The organism is Bordetella tumulicola (assembly GCF_054779135.1).
Window position 1 is genome coordinate 110,329 of record NZ_BAAGYU010000003.1, and the last position, 18,065, is coordinate 128,393.

Below are 18,065 nucleotides of genomic sequence, written 5' to 3' on the forward strand. Positions count from 1 at the left end.
ATACAACAGGGGAATAGAAATGAAGCAGACAAACAAACAACTTCTTTGCGCCATCGTGATGGCGACGGCTGCGCTGGCAACTGCCACCACGCATGCGCAAACTGACGCCAAGTCCGAATTGATTACCCTTGCGCAAGGAATGGAGCCGTTCTCGATGCGCGTGCTTGGCCCGCCAGTGGGCACCGCGGAATGGTTATTCGTCGTCAAGCCTTTCTGGAGCGAAACGGTCAAGGAGCTCGGGGCCGGCAAAGTGACGGCCACCTTGAACAGCGTGACCGACATCAATGCGCAACCCTCGGATGCTCTGCAACTGACTTCCCAGGGCACCTTCGATATGACCAACATGGTCGCCAACTACGGGTCGGGCGATATTCCGACCCTGGACGGCTTCGATCTGGCCGGTGTGGCCACCTCTGTCGACAGCATCAAGAAAGTGCTTGCCGCCTACGAGCCGGCGGCAGAAGCGGCCCTACAGAAGCGTTATCGCGTCAACCTGCTTGGCGCCGGCATGTCAGGCGCGCAGACGTTCTTCTGCAAGGGAGATATCAAGACCGTCGATGACCTCAAGGGCAAGAAGGTACGCGTCAGCTCGAGTACGCTTTCCGAACTGGTGCAGGGCCTGGGGGCTGCCCCCGTCACCATGGCGTTTGGAGAACTGGTTCCGGCCTTGCAACGCGGCGTGATTGATTGCGTGATCACGGGCACGATGTCCGGCAACACCGCCAAGCTCTACGAGGTATCCGACACGATGTTTACCCTGATTGCAGGCTGGGCGCCGACCATCCAGGTCATCAACAGCAAGAGCCTGGCCAAGCTGGATGATACCCAGCGAAAATGGCTGACCAAGGCGATCGATTATTACTACCGCGACATCAGCGACACAATCCAGACCAAGAACGTCAATGAGGGAATCTGGTGCAACACCGCCGACAAACGTTGCACCATGATCGGTAAAGCGGGTGTAACCGCGGGCAACATGAAGCTGGTCGAGCCCAGCACCGAAGATTTGGCCAAAGTCCGCCAGGTGGTCCAGCAGAACGTCCTGCCCCAATACGGCAAGGCATGCGGCAAAGACTGCGCCGCCGCATGGAACGATAGCGTCGGCAAGGTCGTAGATATGCAGATTCCCGTCAAGTAATTCAACACCACACTGGGTCAGGCCCAGCAACGCGCTGGGTCGGGCTCGGAACGGGAGCCATCATGCCTTTTATCACCAAAGCAAGAATTCGGTTCGAACGCCTCTCACGAAATGTCGCGTTAACCGGTTTGTATGTACTGTTTGTCACGGCACTACTCGTTAGCACCGATGTGGTGGTACGCAAAGTCTTCGGCATTGCGTTCGTCGGCGCCGACGAACTCGCGGGTTATGCGCTCGCACTGGCCACCAGTTGGGCTTTGTCCTACGCGTTCTTCGAAGGTAGCCATATACGGGTGAATGTGCTGCACCTGACGTTGTCGCCACGCGCCAAGGCCCAACTGGACGTCCTAGCCGTGCTGGTGACAACGGTCTTGATCGCTATCCTCGCGTGGCAAGTGTGGGTTCTTGCCTTCGATTCGTGGACGTTCGACGCGGTGTCCAATACGCCGCTGCGTATACCCATATGGATTCCGCAGTTCATTTTCCTGGCGGGTGTCCTGCTTTTCTTGATTTCCGCGGCGCTGGTGCTGCTGGAAAGCATCGGTCTTGTACTAAACGGCAAGTATGAAGAAACGATACAACTGATAGAAGAAAGCGAACAGTCTGGAGAGTACACGCTATGACGATCGGTATCGCTTTCATACTGGGCGCATTCATTCTTTTCTTTGCAGGCCTACCCATTTTTTCGGTCATCGGACTGGGAGCGTTGGCGGTGGGCTTGATCTCCCCGGTTCCGATTGTGGATTCATTAGGAATGACAGCCTGGGCCCAGGCACAAAATTATGTGCTGATCTCAGTACCTTTGTTCATCATGCTGGGCGAGATTTTCGTGCGCAGCGGTATCGCGGGCGAAATGTACGATGCGGTGGCTCCGTGGCTGAACAAGATGCCCGGCCGGCTGATGCAGACGAATGTCGCCACCAGCGCCATCTTTGCCGCCACGTCGGGATCCAGCCTGGCCACGGCCGCTACGATTGGGTCGATCGCCATTCCGCAGATCAAATTGCACGGCTACAACGAACGGTTGTTCCTGGGCACCATTGCGGCGGGCGGCACGCTGGGCATTCTTATTCCACCGTCCATCAATCTCATTGTGTACGGCAGCATCACCAACACCTCGATCCCTGAGCTCTACCTGGCCGGAATCGTGCCGGGCTTGATCCTGATGGCTTTGTTCATGCTGGTGACGACCGTTCTGTGCATCATGCGGCCGGAATGGAGCGGCAAAGAAATCAAGACCGACTGGCACATGCGTATCGCCACACTACCGAAATTGCTGCCGCCCCTGGGGCTATTCCTGGTGGTCGTGGGGTCTATTTACGCCGGTATCGCCACGCCGACCGAAGCAGCCGCGCTTGGCGTGATCGCAACGCTTGCGCTAGGACTGGCAAGACGCAAGATGTCTTTCAAGATTCTGAATTCGGCGCTTCTTGCCACGGCCAAGACCAACGCCATCCTGATGATCATCATCATCTTCGCAGCCTTACTCAACTTCGCCCTGGGAATGATCGGGTTTTCTCGCCTGCTCGAGAGTTTCGTGTTGGGACTGGACCTCAGTACGTATGCGATCGTGCTCATGGTCGTGCTGATCTATCTGATCCTGGGCTGCTTTCTGGAAGGCTTGTCGTTAACCGTGCTGACTGTGCCGGTCCTCGCGCCCATCATGGCCAAGCTTGGCTTCGATCCGGTCTGGTTCGGCATCATGGTAATCCTGGTCACCGAGGCCGGCTTGATCACACCGCCGGTCGGCATGAACTGCTATGTAGTGCAAGCCACACGCGGACGCGGCTCGTTGATAGATGTCTTCATCGGCGTATCACCCTATCTGCTCGCCCTGCTTACCTTGGTGGGGATCATTATTGTCTGGCCCGAAGTCGCACTCTGGTATCGATAGATCATTACCTTTGCAGGTTGGTCGAGGATAGTCACATCGCCGGCCAACCTGAATCGCACATCATCTGACTCACCCTTCACTCTAGAGACCACACTCATGTATCTACTGAAATCGCTCCCAGAGCAGATTGCTCCCGAACGCATCGAATTGCTGGCGCGAGCCGAACCCGCCACCATCGGCCATTTTCTTCATACCGGATTCATGGACAGCGGCATTCGCGCACTGTTGCCGCCTCAGCGCATTGCTGGCACGGCCGTCACGGTACGCTACCCGGGTGCGGACGGTGCCATGGCGCATTACGCGGTAGGCCAGGCTCGCCCCGGCGATATTCTGGTCATTGACCGTTGCGGCGACCAGCGCCACGCCAGCCTGGGCGGCGCCCTGGCCTATGCGGCGCGCGCGGCCGGCGTTGTCGGTATCATCGTGGACGGCGTCGTCACCGATATCGAAGAGCTGCGACGCTACGGCCTGCCGGTCTGGGCACGCGGTTTGACGACCATCACCGTCAAGACACTGGGCATCGGCGGGGAGTTCTGCATTCCCGTCTCCTGCGGCGGCGTAGCCGTGTCGGCCGGAGACGCCATTCTGGCCGACGAAAATGGTGTGCTCGTGCTGCGGCCCGAACTCATCGAATTTGCCGCCAACAAGGCCGTCGGCCTACAAACGGGTGAGAAACAGACATTGCAGCGCGTAGACGCAGGCGAGAAATACCCAGACATTCTGGGCACCTCGGCTGTCATCAAGGAACACCTGGCCCAGTACTGAAAAGGAAATGCAAACGATGTCATCGTCCCCTTCATTCATGACCGTGAAAGAGATAGCCGCCCAACTCGACGCGGGCAGCCTATCGTCTGCAGCGCTGGTAGAGCATTATCTGCAACGAATCGCCGGCCAGGATTCCCGTTTTCACGCGTTTACTGAGACGTATGCAGACGAGGCCCGGCAAGCGGCGCAGAGTGCCGACCTTGCCCGCAGCGCCGGATGCAGGCTTGGACCACTACATGGCATTCCCATCGCCCTCAAGGATCTAATCGAAATCGAAGGCCGTATTACGATGGGTGGATCCGCCGCCAACCGCGAGCGTCGCAGCCCCGTCACCGCGACCATCGTGCAACGCCTTCGGCAACAGGGTGTGATCATTCTGGGCAAAACACATACCGTCGAGTTCGCCACCGGCGGCTGGGGCACCAATACGCGTCTGGGCACGCCGCTAAATCCCTGGGATCTAGATGTCCCACGCACGCCGGGCGGCTCCAGCAGCGGGTCCGGCGTGGCCGTCGCCGCGGGCCTGGCGCCTTGGGCGATCGGCACGGATACGGGCGGCTCAGTGCGCATGCCGGCGTCGTGGTGCAACCTGACCGGATTGAAAGTCTGCACGGGACGCATCAGTACCGATGGCGTGCTGCCCCTGAGCACGACACTGGACACGCCTGGGCCCATGGCCCGCACCGTCGGCGATACCCGGCTGCTCTACCACGCGTTGCGGGAACCTGAACCCTTCGATATGCACAGCGCGTCGCCTGCGCGATGGTCAGGTCGGATGACCACACGTACCGACCTAGCGGGTCTGCGGCTGGCCCGCCTTCCCCAGAACGAGCGTGCAGTAGCCACGCCAGAAGTCCTGGCCGCTTATGATGCGTCGCTCGACGTATTGCGCGCAGCCGGCGCCGATATTGTGGACATCACCCTTCCGTACGGCTTTGCCGAGGTGGCCGAGCTCAATAGCCTGATCATGAATACCGAGGGCTATAGCTTCTATGCCCAGCTACTGGACGACGCGTCACAACCTCTTGATGAAGACGTACGCCCCCGTCTGCTGAAGGGCCGCGAGGTACGGGCGGCCGACTACCTGAACGCGCTACGCCGCCGCCAGGCAATGCAACAAGAACTGTACGCTATTTTCGAGCAGGTCGACGCACTGCTCACACCTACCACCGCGACAGCGCCGTTGCCGCTCACTGACGTCGACCAGAACGCGACCCCTGCGTACTACACCCGATTCGCGAATTTCTTCAATCTGGCTGCGCTAGCACTGCCCAATGGGGCCACGCAGGACGGCCTGCCGATATCGCTGCAGATTATTGGCCGCCCGTACAGCGAGGAGCAGATGCTCGACATCGGAGAGGCATACCAGTCGCGCACCCAATGGCATTTGCGCACACCGCCGGAGGTATGACCGACTCACCATCGCTTTCAATGAAGACGCACCCTGAAGACCGTCGATATCAACCCTGACATCGACGACGATTCTGGCGATGGCTTGCCCTGCTACACCGACGCCAATTGAAAACGCTCGAATCGGCCCAGAGCGTCTTCCACCGCCGCCTTTAATGTCTTGCTGCGCGGCGCGATCCAGGTCCACTTTTGCACCAGCAGCTTGCCCGCCTTTCGGTCGGTCTTCAGGTCCAATGCGGCGACGATACGATCGCCCGCCAATACCGGTAACGCGAAATATCCCAATACGCGCTTCGGAGGCGGCACATAGGCTTCGAACTTGTGGTCGTAGCCAAAGAACATGCTCAATCGCTTGCGCTGGATGATCAATGGATCGAACGGCGACAGGATGTGTATCAAAGGAGAAGCGTCAGTGGGGGGCAACAGGTCGAGCGTATCTGGCTCGACCCAAAAGGCGGCATTCGGGTGGCTGTCCATATGGACGGGCACCAGTCGTTTGCGGCGCACCTGCGCCGCGATCAGTTCGGCGACCACCTTCTTGGTGCCCAGATTGCCATAACAAATCGAGTCCAGACTGACCATGCCCTGTGCACGCAACGCGCGTGTCAGCAGGTACTGTGCGAACTGCATCTCGCTGGCGGGTCTGGGACGCTTGTCCCAGGCGAAATGGCGCGACGCAAGATCGTAGCTTTTCAGCATACCCGTGCGTTTCGCAATGGCCAGGTCGCCGGCAAAAAAACCGAACCGCAATGCACGACGGGAAGGCTTCTTGCTGTCCCACGGATGCGTCTTTTCGACCAGGTCTTCTTCTATGTCGCGAATGGAGATCGGCCCTTCCCTACGTATGCGCTTGAGCAACACCGCATAGTCGTCCGCGGTGACGGAGGCAAAGGAATCGCGTGGCGTATCACGATGGCGCGCCATCGCAGGCATGAAGTATCGATAGTCTGACGTGGGTACATACGAAAGCGCATGCGTCCAGTATTCGAAAGCCGACTTTTCGACCGACTGTACGTGCTCCAGGTCCGCTAGCGCGTAGTCCGGAATTCGGGTCTGCAGAATGTGGTGATGGCTGCGCTCGATCACGTTGATGGTGTCGATCTGGACGTAGCCCAGATGCGCGATGGCGTGCCGAGCCGCCTGCGGGCCGGCGCCAAATGGCGCGTACTGATCCAACCGCTGTGCCCGCAGCCAAACGGCCCGCGCCTGGGGCCCTGAAACGGGAAAGGACATGATTTTCACGTCTATTTTTCCATGCATCCAATACGTGCAGCGCATTCTGCACAAGATGTTTTAGCACACCGCGTAAACCCGACTGCGGCTATGCCCTGACAAATCACGACAGCGCTGCCGCGCACGCCTCGCGGCAACGCCTATGTCGACCGTTAACCCAGGTTTTCAGGAGATCGACAGGAAGTCATCACGACTGCGTCACAAGTGATTTCTATCATCGCACCGGCACACTTGGAATCTGTTTCGTCTTGCGATGCAGATTCCAAGAATTCGAACAGACCTTTCCCGCCAAGCCCCCTCTGAGATATCTTGCGATGACAAAACCTTCTTTCCCCGTATCGGCTTTGCCGGCTGTCCAGGCGACCCGCCGCCGACTGCTCAAGATGTTCGCGGGCGCGCCCATGTTGCCATTGGGAGGCGCCTTTGTGTCTGCCTCCGTGCTGAGCGCCTGTAGCAGCAGTGATGACGACTCCGATTCGCCGGCTCCCGGGACACCAGTTGCCAATTTCGTTTCAGCGTCGTTCATCGGCATGGCCGCGCCCTCGTTGAGCGATGCGGCCGCGATGGCAACGACCACGGTGGGTTCGAAGCTGCAAGTAAACTTCGATGACGGCAGCAACCAGACCTATTCATTAGCCTATGCTCCGTTCTTCACCACCGGTGATATCGTCAAGGATCTGCAAGGCAATGACGTCATTGCTGGCGGCTACTACGATATCAATAACGCCCCCATCATGGACAAATCGGGTACGGGTGCCGCACGCCAGCTCTTCTCAGATGCTCCGGACGGCACGTCGATGATTCACCTGCCGGATGCCAAGGTCGACGGCGTGGCCAACCCGGTGTTCGTTGTGGTTCAGTTCGAATACGTCACCAAGGACCTGGGTGGTAACGACACCTACGGCAAGCTGCCCTCGCCCATCGCCGTGTTGACGCTGGACCAGGATCCCGACACGGGCAAGCTCACGCTGGCCCGTTACCACAACGTCGACATGTCCCAGGCGCATGGCCTGTGGATCACCTGCGGCGCCAGTCTCTCGCCCTGGAATACACACCTGTCCAGCGAAGAGTACGAACCCGATGCGTTCACGGCGAAGAGCAATGACATGTTCTTGGGCTATAGCAACTACCTATACGGCGACTCGACCACCGCCAAGCCCTATCACTATGGCCATCTGCCCGAGATCACTGTCAACCCAGATGGTTCCGGCACGGTCAAAAAACACTATTGCCTGGGCCGCATTTCGCACGAGCTCATCCAGGTCATGCCCGATGAACGCACTGCATTGATGGGCGACGACTACACCAATGGCGGCCTGTTCATGTTCGTGGCCGACAACGCGCGCGACCTATCCTCGGGCACGTTGTACGTGGCGCACTATGATCAGGTTCTGACCGAAAAGTCGACCGCACGCATGAACTGGATCAAGCTGGGCCACGCCAACAGCGCCGAGATCGAAGCGATGGCCAACTCGCTCGAGCCGACCGACATTATGGACGTGCAGTACACCGATCCGGGCGACCCGACCTACACGTTGATGTACTGCGACGGCAAGGCGAACTGGATCAAAGTCGTCCCGGGCATGGAAAAGGCGGCCGCGTTCCTCGAAACGCACCGCTATGCCAACCTGGTTGGCGCCAGCATGGCATTCACCAAGATGGAAGGCACGACCGTCAACGCCAAGGACAAAATCGCCTACTCGGCGCTGGCCAACATCCAGGCCTCGATGGTGTCGGGCGATGCTTTTAACGCCGCGCACAACGTCCTGTTTCCGACGACCGTTGCCGGCGGCGTGCTGGCTCACGCATTGAAAGGCAGTGTGCTCGACACCGACGGCAATGCCATCAATAGCGAATGGGTGCCTGGCGACACGCACCTGGAATTGTCTGGCGAAGACCTTGATACCCCCGACGCACTGGGCAACACGGCAAATGCCGACAAAATTGCAAGCCCCGACAATCTGAAGTTCTCGGAAAAGCTGCGCACGCTATTCATCGGCGAGGACAGCGGTAACCACGTCAACAACTTCTTGTGGGCGTATAACGTCGACACCAAGGAATTGACGCGCATCCTGTCGACGCCCGCAGGGGCCGAGTCGACCGGCTTGCACGCGGTAGACGAAGTCAACGGCTGGACCTACATTATGTCCAACTTCCAGCACCCCGGCGACTGGAAAAAGACGGGCCTGCATTCGGTCGTATGGGAAACCCTCGATCCCCTCATCAACGCCAACTACAAGGACAAATATGGCGCTGCGGTGGGTTATGTAACAGGTGAATTGACCAGCATCAACCTAGTCAAGAAGACTGCTTGATAGGATAGCAGCGGGCCCGCACAGCGGGTCTGCTCTGCGCCCCAGGCGGCTTAAGAGTCGGAGACCGGCGGCACCGGCAAAATAATCATCTATTTTATAAAAATAATAAATTGATGAAAATCTAGCGTTTCCCCGTCGTTGCGCAGACACCAAAGAGAAAATCGGGCAAATAAAATTTAGGCCTATCATTTCGTCGATTCCATATGCATTTTCGTCGAAAAAAACTGGATAAATCGGTGCCGTTCAAGTAGCTTTCTTGCATTCCTCCAAACATCTCAATACATGTAGTCCGACGATGAGAGTAAGCATGAAACAGCTAACGAGCACCCAGCATTCCGCCCTAGGCAGAGGATGGCGGGCCATCGCACTGTCGGCCACCCTGATATTCACCTTGGCGGCATGCTCGGATGGAGGCTCGTCGTCTAAAGACGAAGAGAAACACCTGAAACTTTCGGGTCACGTCGAGAGCAACTCGACGGGGCTCGCGGATTACAACGTCAAGCTATATGCCAGCTTTTCCGGCGATGGCGGGTCGTGGGTGCCACTGGGTTCGGGATCGACCAACCGTGGCGGTGAGTTCACCATCAGGTACGCGCTATCCGAATCGCAGCAGGCTCAGCAGGCGGTCCTGTTCGTCGAAGCAACACGGGGCTCGGCCATGCTGGCCAGCGCGATCGGCAGCGACAACAGCAGAATCGACACCCCTATTGTGGTAAACGACCATACGACGGTCGCCACGGGTAATGCCTTCGCGCAGTTCATCAGCGCGTCGGGTATCGCGGGCGACGCTATCGGTATGTACAACGCGTCGCAGATGGCCACCAATTTGGCCGATCCCATTTCCGGATCCGTCGGGGCCGCACTGGCCTCCTCTCCCAATGGTGATGAAACGTCGACACTAGCGACCTTCAATTCATTGGCCAACGTCGTCGCGGCCTGCGTCGCGGAGGAAAGCGATTGTGCCGAGCTGTTCGCAGCGGCAACCCCTCCCGGCGGTACGCCAGCTAGCAATGTGCTAGAAGCGCTGTCCAATATCGTGAAATACCCGTCGTACCCCGGCTATCCGGATGATGCGGCTGATCCGATATTCGGCTTGTCAAAAGGCTCGCCAGCCCACTATCTGGGACTGGCTGCGCGCCCAACCAACTGGCTGTTATTTCTGAAAGTCACTGGCGGCGCCTACAGCGACCAGAGTCCGAGCAACTTGGTCAACGCCGTGGGCAACATCGCTTTCGACGCACTGGGCTACGCATGGGCGAACGACAACTATGAGCCGCAATACCCCGGTCAGCCGGCGTGCGCCGGCTTGCGCCTGATCAAGTTCTCGCCCTCGGCACAGGTCGTGCCTGGTTCGCCCTACTTTGGCGGCGGCCTCAGTGGCGCCGGCTTTGGCATTACGCTGGATCCCGTCGGGAACATCTGGACGGGGAATTTCGGTTTCGAGGACCCGCCCTGCATCGGCACGCCACAAGAGGCACCCCACAACAGCGTATCGGTATTTCAGCCCGATGGCACGCCAATTTCCCCAAGCACCGGCTTCACCCAAGGCAACATTTCATGGCCACAAGGCACGTCGTCCGATCGAGCGGGCAACATCTGGGTGGCCAACTGCGGCAATGATTCCGTCACCAAGATTCCAAATGGAGATCCGACGCAGGCGATCAATTTTCCATTGGGCCCGCTCGCACCCGGTGAACTGCCAAAACTCAAACCGTTCAGCACGGTGGTGGATCTGGACGGCAATGTCTGGGTCACCATGAACCGGGGCGACAGTATGATGATTATTGCGCCCGACGGCGCGATCCTGAAAACGCTGACCGCGGGTAGCGACCCGGCGCGCCCGCTGATTAACCACCCCATTGGTAACGCCGCCGACAGCAAGGGCAATGTCTGGATCGCCAATTCGAATTGGCTGGACGCCCCGTGTCCCGCCAGTCTGCGCGAAGGCCCGGCCACGAATCCGTCGATCACGCTGTATCAGGGAGATACGCACGAACCGTATCCGGGATCCCCCTTTACCGGCGGAGGCCTCACCGTACCATGGGGTATTTCGGTAGACGGCAATGATACGGTGTGGGTGTTCAACTTCGGGCCGGATGGCATCGAGGCCACGCCAACGACGGCATTAACCGGCATCAGCCGATTCTGCGGCGCGGACACGAGCAAGTGCCCGCCAGGAATGAAGGTAGGCGATCCCATCTCGCCCGCGACCGGTTATATGAGTGACGCCCTGGAACGCATCACCGGCGGCCAGATCGATCGATCCGGAAACGTGTGGGTAATGAACAACTGGAAGCAAAATCCCAATCCCGACCTCAACCCCGGCGGTAACTCGATCGTCATTCTGATCGGAGCGGCCGCACCGCTGAACACCCCGGTGATCGGCCCGCCGGTTCCGTTGGCTGCCGTGGCGGCTGGGAAGCGCTAAGCGGGAAATGGGTGCCCTTGTCTGGCACGTGCACCCACGTCCACACGAAAAACTACAGAAAGGTGACGTACACCATCACGATCTGATGCGTCCCCAAAGGTAGGCAACCGCGGCCACCACCGCGACGGACGCAAGAGGATTCGCGCGAATGCAATCCTTGGCGCAGGTCAAAGCTCCTTCGAGCGCGTCCTGCCCCTCATGCAGCGCATCCTCGGCCGCCGCTTTGGTCGAAGCGGCTCGCCTGGACACGGCGCCGACGGCCGCCTTTGCTTTCGCGGCCCCTTCGTCGATCAATTCTTCAGCCTTGTCTTCTGCCTGGGACGTTGCCATGATTTTCTCTCCAAGAGTGGGTTCGCTCCATACCAGTATTCACCAACTCGCCACGTATTGTCGATCGCTTGGTAACGAGATTTTCCGATTGACGTCGAGACAGCACGCTAGCGGGCCACTGACGATCCCGACTTTGGTCACATGGCGGTCATTGCGCAAGGTCGCGAACGAAGGCGCTTTCGTTCAGCCTTGCTGATGCGTGAACCGCAACGTTGCTCCCGTCTGCGCCTGCAACGCCTCGTCGCTGATATCAACCAGCTTGTCTAATACCAGAAACCCTTGAGGCGTGATTTCCACGACGGCCAAATCGGTGTACACGCGATGCACCACGCCCAAACCCGTCAACGGCAACGTGCATTTCTCCACTAATTTCGGCGTGCCGTCCTTGGCATTGTGTTCCATCAGAATGAAGACGCGCTTGGTTCCCACGGAGAGATCCATGGCCCCGCCTACTGCTGGTGGCTCGCCCTTGCGTCCCAGTGACCAATTCGCCAAGTCGCCCATGGGTGTCACTTGCATACCGCCCATGATGCACAGGTCAAGGTGGCCGCCGCGCATGATGGCGAATGAATCCACATGCTCGACGAAAGCGCCGCCGGTCAATAAGGTGACGGGATGCTTGCCGGCGTTGACCAGCTCCAGGTCTTCCTCTGCCTGGTTTGCGGCAGGCCCCATGCCAACGATCCCGTTTTCGCTGTGCAGCAAAATCTCGTCGGCCGGATCCAGATGGTTGGCGACCAGTTCTGGCATGCCGATGCCGATATTGACATAGCTGCCAGGCAATATATCCCTGGCCAGGCGAGCCGCCATCTGATTGCGCGTCAGTCGTTGCATGTCGCGCTCAACTGGAAAATTGTGGGTCGGAGACTTCGACCACGCGATCAACGAAGATGCCGGGCGTGATAATGGCCTCGGGATCGAGGTCTCCCAGCTCGACCTTTTGCTTGACTTGCACGACGGTCGTCTTAGCCGCCTGGCACATCACCGGCCCGAAATTACGGGCGGTTTTGTTGTAGACGAGATTGCCCCAACGATCGCCCTTCTGCGCCAGGACCAACGCAAAATCCGCATGCATCGGATATTCAAACACATAGTGATGGCCATTGATCTCGCGAACTTCTTTACCCGCGGCCAACTCGGTGCCATAGCTGGTGCGCGTATAGAACCCACCCAGGCCCGCACCCGCCGCGTGCAGACGTTCGGCTATCGTGCCTTGTGGAACGCATTCCAGCTCGATGCGCCCTTCGGCATAAAACTGGTTAAAGACATAAGAATGGCTGCCTCGCGGAAAGGAGCAGATCATTTTCTTGACTCGCTCGGCCTTGATCAGCGCCGCCAGCCCTACCTCGTGGTTGCCGGAGTTGTTGCTGACCATGGTCAGGTTACGCGCCCCCTGCTCCAGAAGCGCATGCAATAACTCAGTGGGGTGGCCTGCTCCACCAAACCCACCGACCAGCACGATGGCGCCGTCGTGGATGTCCGCCACCGCCTCGTGCACACTGCCCACGAATTTGTTGATCATGTTCTGTCTCGCCTCTATTGTCTTGTGTAAGCTCGCGCATCACGCGCCGACACTGGCACCGCCATCGACCAAAATCGCCTGACCGGTAATGTGGCGCGAGGCCTCGCTGGCGAGGAACACCGCGATGCCTTTCAAGTCATCTTCGTTGCCCACTCGTCCCAGGGGGATACGGTCCAGGAGCCCTTGACCCATACGCTGAATCTGCACATCAGCCATGCGCGACGAAAAATAGCCCGGGCAGATCGCATTGACATTGATATTGTGTGGCCCCCACTCACAAGCCAGGGCCCGCGTGAAATTCACGGCGGCCCCTTTTGAGGTGTTGTACGCAATCGTGGTCACGCCCTTTGCGGTGCCGCGCATGCCAGCCGCCGAGGCCACATTGATGATCTTGCCGCTGCCACGAGGAATCATCACCCGGCGGCCGATTTCGCGTGACAGATAGAACACCGCATTGATGTTCAGATCCATGACTTTGTGCCACGCGTCGTCGGGATAGGACTCGGCTGGCGCCCCCCATGTCGTACCGGCATTGTTGACCAGAATATCAATAGTGCCAAAACGCGCCAGCACCTGATCGACCAAGCCCGCTATGCCATCGAACTGCGACAGGTTGCCAGACACCGCCAGGACATCAACACCCTGGGCCTGCAGATGCTGATGCGCGGCGTCCAACTCTGACTGTTTTCGAGCGGTAATCGCGATTTTGCACCCCATCTCGCCTAATGCTTCGGCGATCTGCAGGCCCAAGCCGCGCGATCCCCCCGTAATCAGGGCGACCTTGCCCTCCAACTGAAACAATGCTCTGACGCTGGTGCTCATGGCTTTTCCTCGGGACCGATCAGACCACTTCGAACAAGCCGGCGGCACCTTGCCCACCGCCGACGCACATAGTCACGACCACATATCGCGCGCCACGCCGTTTGCCTTCGATGAGCGCATGGCCGGTTAGACGCGATCCCGACACGCCATAGGGATGTCCCACGGCAATGGCTCCGCCGTTCACATTGAGGCGATCATCCGGAATACCCAGCTTATCCCGGCAATACAGCACCTGGCAGGCAAAAGCCTCGTTCAATTCCCACAATCCGATGTCCGATACTTTCAGGCCGGCGCGCTCCAATAAGCGAGGCACGGCAACCACGGGGCCAATGCCCATTTCGTCCGGCTCGCAACCCGCGATGGCAAAGCCACGAAAGATGCCCAGTGGCTCGATGCCGCGACGCTCAGCCAGTTTCGCGTCCATCACGAGACAAGCCGAGGCACCATCCGAAAACTGACTGGCATTACCCGCCGTGACGACACCACCGGGCAACGCGGGACGCAGGCGCGATACGCCTTCGAGCGTCGTATCCGCGCGTATGCCTTCGTCAGCGGAAATCGTGATTTCGCGACGAGACAAGCGGCCAGTGACCTTGTCCTGTACCGCCATGACTGTCGTCATGGGAACGATCTCGTCATTGAACAATCCGGCAGTCTGCGCAGCGGCAGCACGCTGCTGGCTGCGCACGCCATAGGCATCCTGAGCCTCTTTGCCAATGTTGTAGCGCTTGGCCACGTTTTCGGCCGTCTGCAGCATACTCATGTATAGCGCAGGCTTGTGCTCAAGCAGCCACGGGTCGCGACGCATATGTTGATTGGCTTCATTCTGCGTGCAGGAAATGCTTTCCACACCGCCGGCCACGATCATCGGTGCGCCTTCGACCATCACGCGTTGTGCCGCGATGGCGATGCTCTGCAGGCCCGTCGAACAAAAACGGTTGATACTCATGCCGGCCGTCGTGACCGGCAAACCCGCACGCAACGCAATGCCGCGTGCAATATTGCCTCCGGTGGTGCCCTCGAGATAAGTCCCCCCCATGACGCAATCCTCGACTTCGGCCGGGTCCACGTCAGCGCGCGCCACGGCATGCCGCACCGCGTGCGCTCCGAGCGTAGCGCCGTAAGTCATATTGAATGCCCCGCGCCAGGATTTAGCCAAACCGGTGCGGGCCGTGGAAACAATGACAGCTTCTTTCATAATATCCTCGAGACGCGATACTGGAATTATTTAAGGGCTTCGCCAGACTCGGCGCACTGGACCAATAGATCAGCGGGCTGCCAAAATTCCGCGGCCTTGTCCGACTGGCGAGCAAACCGTCTCATCGCCCGCACGACGTTATACAGACCAAGCTGCTGGGCGTAATGCATGGGGCCGCCGCGATGCAACGGAAAACCGTAGCCGTTGAGGTAAACCACGTCGATGTCAGAAGCCCGCAGCGCAATACCCTCCTCCAGGATGTGCGCCCCCTCGTTGACCAAACCAAAGACGCAGCGCTCGACGATTTCTTTTGGCGAGAACTGACGAGGCTCAATACCTTTTTCCTTGCGATAGTCGGCCAGTATCTGTGTCACCACGGGGTCTTCCAACGCCTGCCGGTTGCCCGTCTCGTAGCGATACCAGCCTGCGCCGGTTTTTTGGCCGTAACGTCCGGCCTCGCAAATGCGATCGGCCACGGACGAAAAATCCAGATGGGGATTCTCTGCTTGGCGACGCTTGCGAACAGCCCAGCCGATATCCAGTCCCGCCAGATCTCCCATACGGTACGGGCCCATGGCAAAACCGAAGTCTTCGAGCGCGTGGTCGATCTGCGCCGGCGAGGCACCATGCAGCAGCAGCTCTTCGCCCGCCGCGCGATAGCCATTCAACATGCGGTTGCCGATAAAGCCATCGCATACACCGGACACCACGGGCTGTTTGCCGATGGTTTTGGCCAACGCCAGTGAAGTTGCCAATACCTCGGGCGAGGTCTGGTCCGCGCGCACGATCTCCAGCAGTTTCATCACATTGGCTGGGCTGAAAAAGTGCAGACCGACCACATCCTGTGGCCGATTGACAAAGCCCGCGATCGTGTTGACGTCCAATGTAGAGGTGTTGGTCGCCAAGATCGCGCCAGGCTTTAGTACCGCGTCCAGCGTACGGAAGACGTTTTCCTTCACGCCCATGTCTTCAAACACGGCCTCGATGACCAAATCCGCGCTGCTTAGATCGTCGTACTTGAGCGTCGTGCTCAATAGGCTCATCCGGTCATCCACCTGAGCCTGGGTCAAACGCCCCTTTTTCATGGTGTTTTCGTAGTTGCGGCGGATGATGCCTACGCCACGCTCCAGCGCGACCTGCTCGGCCTCCAGCAACGTCACGGGGATCCCGGCGTTCAGAAAATTCATACTGATGCCACCGCCCATAGTCCCCGCGCCGATCACACCCACGCGACGAATATCGCGTTTGACGGTAGCAGACGTGATACCCGGCACTTTCAACGCAGCCCGCTCGGCGGCAAATACATGACGCAGCGCGGCCGACTCGGGCGAGTTCATCAACTGCATGAATAACACGCGCTCTTGTTTTAAACCCTCGTCAAACGGCAGCAAGCAACCGGCCACCGCCTCCACGCATAAGGAGGGAGCAGGAAAGTGCTTGCTGGCAGCAGCCACGTTACGGCGGGCCACCTGCAGCAAGGCCTGCGCATCAGGCTCGGCGATCTTTATGTCACGAGTCCGTCTGAGGACGCTGCCGGCGCTCACGCATTCTCGTGCGTATGCGATAGCCGCCTCCTGCAAGGGCGTATCCACCACGCGATCAACCAATAGCGTGCCAGCCAGTTTGCCGGCCTCGACTTTGAGACCGTTGACGATCATATCCAGACCACGCTCCAGGCCCACTAAACGCGGCAGCCGTTGCGTACCACCGCCTCCTGGCAACAACCCGAGCTTTACTTCGGGCAGGCCCAACATGGCACGCTCGGTAGCAACCCGATAATGTGCCGCCATGGCCAGCTCCAACCCACCCCCTAGGCATACCCCATCAATGGCGGCAATCACGGGCTTGGTGTATTCATCCAGCGCCGTGATGACATCGCGCAATGTTGGATGCCAAGCTGCTTTGGGCGTACCGAATTCGGTGATATCTGCGCCGCCGGAAAACGCCCGGTCAGATCCTGTCATCACCACGACCTGCACCTCTGGTGCCGCCTCGGCCTGATCCAGCGCCTGCAGGATGGCCACGCGCAAACCGTGGCCCAGGCTGTTAACAGGGGGATTCTGAAAAACGATGCAAGCTACACCGTCTACCACTGCATAATTCACGTAGTTCATGGTATTTGAGAGTTCGTGTTTGACGTAATAGGTTTTCGGCTTCGATGTCGACAGGTTCGGTGCCGAGCAGACAGCGGGATCAGGTGCCTCCGGCCATTTTTTTGATTTCCGTGGCCAGATCAAGTAATCGAGGACGGACTTCGTTCATCAGGTATTCCGGTGACATGCGGAATGCCGGGCCGCCAAAGTTCAAAGCCATCATCGGAAAATTTCCTCCGAGGCGCAGCGCGACGCCGATGCTGTGCACATCAGGATTCCAATCCCCAAAGCAGCAGGTGCATCCTAGTGCGGCGTAGTCCTCCAATGCTTTGTCCAGGCCACGCACAATGGCTTGACCCGCACGCTCGTCCAGCTCGCCAGCTCGCTCAATGATTTCCTGCCGCTCGATCTGACCGGCCTCGACCAAATAGGCGCGTCCCATTGCGGTCACGGCAATGGGTACATGCGATCCCACGTTGAGGTTCAACGTCAGGGCGTCATGGCCCCGGCATGCCTCCAAATACAGCATGGAAAATCGGTCACGCACGCCCAGGGCGACCATCCCCTGGCACGTATCGGCCAAACGCTGCATACCCGGTTTGGCAATTTGCCGTATGTCTAGCTTGGCCAGCATGCCAGCGCCCAGGGCCAATGTGGCAACGCCTAGCCGGTATTTGCCGGTCTCCTCGCTCAAGGTCAGGTAATTCAGCTTGGCCAACGTCGCCGTCAAGCGCGAGACCGTAGACTTGGGCAAGCCGCAAGCCCGTGCAATCTCCTGGTTGCCAAGCGTGACATCACCGCCCTGAAAGCTGGCGAGAACCTCCAGGCCACGAGCGAGCGCGGTCACGAAATGGCGATCCTCGGGCTCTTTGCTTTTTTTAACGGACGTCGACGGAGATTGCACGGTGTTCATAGCT

Annotated in this window: 15 protein-coding genes; 7 read left to right on the forward strand and 8 right to left on the reverse strand. The window is 58.9% G+C overall.

Going from position 1 to position 18,065, the window contains the following annotated elements; all coding sequences use genetic code 11:
• The first annotated feature begins 19 nt into the window (after nt 1–19).
• The 5 genes from dctP to ACYVDM_RS00570 all read left to right on the forward strand — a co-directional run bounded on the left by dctP (nt 20) and on the right by ACYVDM_RS00570 (nt 5,208).
• Nucleotides 20–1,138, forward strand: a complete 1,119-nt coding sequence (gene dctP, locus ACYVDM_RS00550; protein WP_415790690.1) for a TRAP transporter substrate-binding protein DctP — start codon at nt 20–22, stop codon at nt 1,136–1,138.
• A gap of 62 nt (nt 1,139–1,200) precedes the next feature.
• Complete coding sequence (locus ACYVDM_RS00555) at nt 1,201–1,761, forward strand: TRAP transporter small permease subunit (protein WP_460475292.1); 561 nt, start codon at nt 1,201–1,203, stop codon at nt 1,759–1,761.
• Nucleotides 1,758–3,032, forward strand: a complete 1,275-nt coding sequence (locus ACYVDM_RS00560) for a TRAP transporter large permease (RefSeq protein WP_415790686.1) — start codon at nt 1,758–1,760, stop codon at nt 3,030–3,032. Before ACYVDM_RS00555 ends, ACYVDM_RS00560 begins: the two co-directional genes overlap by 4 nt.
• A gap of 96 nt (nt 3,033–3,128) precedes the next feature.
• Nucleotides 3,129–3,797 (forward strand): RraA family protein, encoded by a 669-nt coding sequence (locus ACYVDM_RS00565; RefSeq protein ID WP_415790684.1) that lies wholly within the window; start codon nt 3,129–3,131, stop codon nt 3,795–3,797.
• A 16-nt stretch (nt 3,798–3,813) separates the two neighbouring features.
• A complete protein-coding gene (locus ACYVDM_RS00570) occupies nt 3,814–5,208 on the forward strand; it encodes an amidase (RefSeq protein ID WP_415790682.1) in 1,395 nt (464 codons plus the stop codon).
• Nucleotides 5,209–5,300: 92 nt separating this feature from the next.
• Here the strand turns inward: ACYVDM_RS00570 and ACYVDM_RS00575 are convergent, their stop codons facing one another.
• Entirely contained in the window at nt 5,301–6,440 is a 1,140-nt protein-coding gene (locus ACYVDM_RS00575; protein ID WP_415790680.1) for a winged helix-turn-helix domain-containing protein, read from the reverse strand.
• Between the two features lie 314 nt (nt 6,441–6,754).
• Between ACYVDM_RS00575 and ACYVDM_RS00580 the strand changes: the two genes are divergently transcribed.
• Both ACYVDM_RS00580 and ACYVDM_RS00585 read left to right on the forward strand, forming a co-directional pair.
• Nucleotides 6,755–8,755 (forward strand): PhoX family protein, encoded by a 2,001-nt coding sequence (locus ACYVDM_RS00580; protein WP_415790678.1) that lies wholly within the window; start codon nt 6,755–6,757, stop codon nt 8,753–8,755.
• Between the two features lie 307 nt (nt 8,756–9,062).
• Nucleotides 9,063–11,183 carry an NHL repeat-containing protein gene (locus ACYVDM_RS00585; protein WP_415790676.1) on the forward strand — a complete coding sequence of 707 codons (2,121 nt, stop codon included), beginning with the start codon at nt 9,063–9,065 and terminating at the stop codon, nt 11,181–11,183.
• Nucleotides 11,184–11,258: 75 nt separating this feature from the next.
• Here ACYVDM_RS00585 and ACYVDM_RS00590 read toward each other — a convergent pair whose 3' ends face one another.
• The 7 genes from ACYVDM_RS00590 to ACYVDM_RS00620 form a co-directional block, all read right to left on the reverse strand.
• Nucleotides 11,259–11,513: a hypothetical protein gene (locus ACYVDM_RS00590; protein WP_415790674.1), complete on the reverse strand. Its 255-nt coding sequence runs from the start codon at nt 11,511–11,513 to the stop codon at nt 11,259–11,261.
• A 183-nt stretch (nt 11,514–11,696) separates the two neighbouring features.
• Nucleotides 11,697–12,347: a 3-oxoacid CoA-transferase subunit B gene (locus tag ACYVDM_RS00595; RefSeq protein WP_415790672.1), complete on the reverse strand. Its 651-nt coding sequence runs from the start codon at nt 12,345–12,347 to the stop codon at nt 11,697–11,699.
• 7 nt (nt 12,348–12,354) lie between these two features.
• Complete coding sequence (locus ACYVDM_RS00600; protein WP_415790670.1) at nt 12,355–13,035, reverse strand: 3-oxoacid CoA-transferase subunit A; 681 nt, start codon at nt 13,033–13,035, stop codon at nt 12,355–12,357.
• 39 nt (nt 13,036–13,074) lie between these two features.
• Complete coding sequence (locus ACYVDM_RS00605) at nt 13,075–13,857, reverse strand: SDR family oxidoreductase (RefSeq protein WP_415790668.1); 783 nt, start codon at nt 13,855–13,857, stop codon at nt 13,075–13,077.
• Between the two features lie 19 nt (nt 13,858–13,876).
• The gene (locus ACYVDM_RS00610; RefSeq protein WP_415790666.1) at nt 13,877–15,055 is read right to left on the reverse strand and encodes an acetyl-CoA C-acyltransferase; all 1,179 of its coding nucleotides are present in this window, start codon (nt 15,053–15,055) and stop codon (nt 13,877–13,879) included.
• Nucleotides 15,056–15,081: 26 nt separating this feature from the next.
• On the reverse strand, nt 15,082–17,169 hold the full coding sequence (locus ACYVDM_RS00615) for a 3-hydroxyacyl-CoA dehydrogenase NAD-binding domain-containing protein (RefSeq protein ID WP_415790664.1): 2,088 nt from the start codon (nt 17,167–17,169) through the stop codon (nt 15,082–15,084).
• A 79-nt stretch (nt 17,170–17,248) separates the two neighbouring features.
• Complete coding sequence (locus ACYVDM_RS00620; RefSeq protein WP_415790662.1) at nt 17,249–18,061, reverse strand: IclR family transcriptional regulator; 813 nt, start codon at nt 18,059–18,061, stop codon at nt 17,249–17,251.
• Nucleotides 18,062–18,065: the final 4 nt, after the last annotated feature.

Bases quoted from the DNA above. Each gene is read 5' to 3' on its own strand.
- ACYVDM_RS00610 (WP_415790666.1), bottom strand. From the start codon at position 15,055: ATGAAAGAAGCTGTCATTGTTTCCACGGCCCGCACCGGTTTGGCTAAA.
- ACYVDM_RS00560 (WP_415790686.1), top strand. From the start codon at position 1,758: ATGACGATCGGTATCGCTTTCATACTGGGCGCATTCATTCTTTTCTTT.
- ACYVDM_RS00620 (WP_415790662.1), bottom strand. From the start codon at position 18,061: ATGAACACCGTGCAATCTCCGTCGACGTCCGTTAAAAAAAGCAAAGAG.
- dctP (WP_415790690.1), top strand. From the start codon at position 20: ATGAAGCAGACAAACAAACAACTTCTTTGCGCCATCGTGATGGCGACG.
- ACYVDM_RS00555 (WP_460475292.1), top strand. From the start codon at position 1,201: ATGCCTTTTATCACCAAAGCAAGAATTCGGTTCGAACGCCTCTCACGA.
- ACYVDM_RS00595 (WP_415790672.1), bottom strand. From the start codon at position 12,347: ATGCAACGACTGACGCGCAATCAGATGGCGGCTCGCCTGGCCAGGGAT.
- ACYVDM_RS00590 (WP_415790674.1), bottom strand. From the start codon at position 11,513: ATGGCAACGTCCCAGGCAGAAGACAAGGCTGAAGAATTGATCGACGAA.
- ACYVDM_RS00580 (WP_415790678.1), top strand. From the start codon at position 6,755: ATGACAAAACCTTCTTTCCCCGTATCGGCTTTGCCGGCTGTCCAGGCG.
- ACYVDM_RS00605 (WP_415790668.1), bottom strand. From the start codon at position 13,857: ATGAGCACCAGCGTCAGAGCATTGTTTCAGTTGGAGGGCAAGGTCGCC.
- ACYVDM_RS00585 (WP_415790676.1), top strand. From the start codon at position 9,063: ATGAAACAGCTAACGAGCACCCAGCATTCCGCCCTAGGCAGAGGATGG.
- ACYVDM_RS00600 (WP_415790670.1), bottom strand. From the start codon at position 13,035: ATGATCAACAAATTCGTGGGCAGTGTGCACGAGGCGGTGGCGGACATC.
- ACYVDM_RS00615 (WP_415790664.1), bottom strand. From the start codon at position 17,169: ATGAACTACGTGAATTATGCAGTGGTAGACGGTGTAGCTTGCATCGTT.
- ACYVDM_RS00565 (WP_415790684.1), top strand. From the start codon at position 3,129: ATGTATCTACTGAAATCGCTCCCAGAGCAGATTGCTCCCGAACGCATC.
- ACYVDM_RS00570 (WP_415790682.1), top strand. From the start codon at position 3,814: ATGTCATCGTCCCCTTCATTCATGACCGTGAAAGAGATAGCCGCCCAA.
- ACYVDM_RS00575 (WP_415790680.1), bottom strand. From the start codon at position 6,440: ATGTCCTTTCCCGTTTCAGGGCCCCAGGCGCGGGCCGTTTGGCTGCGG.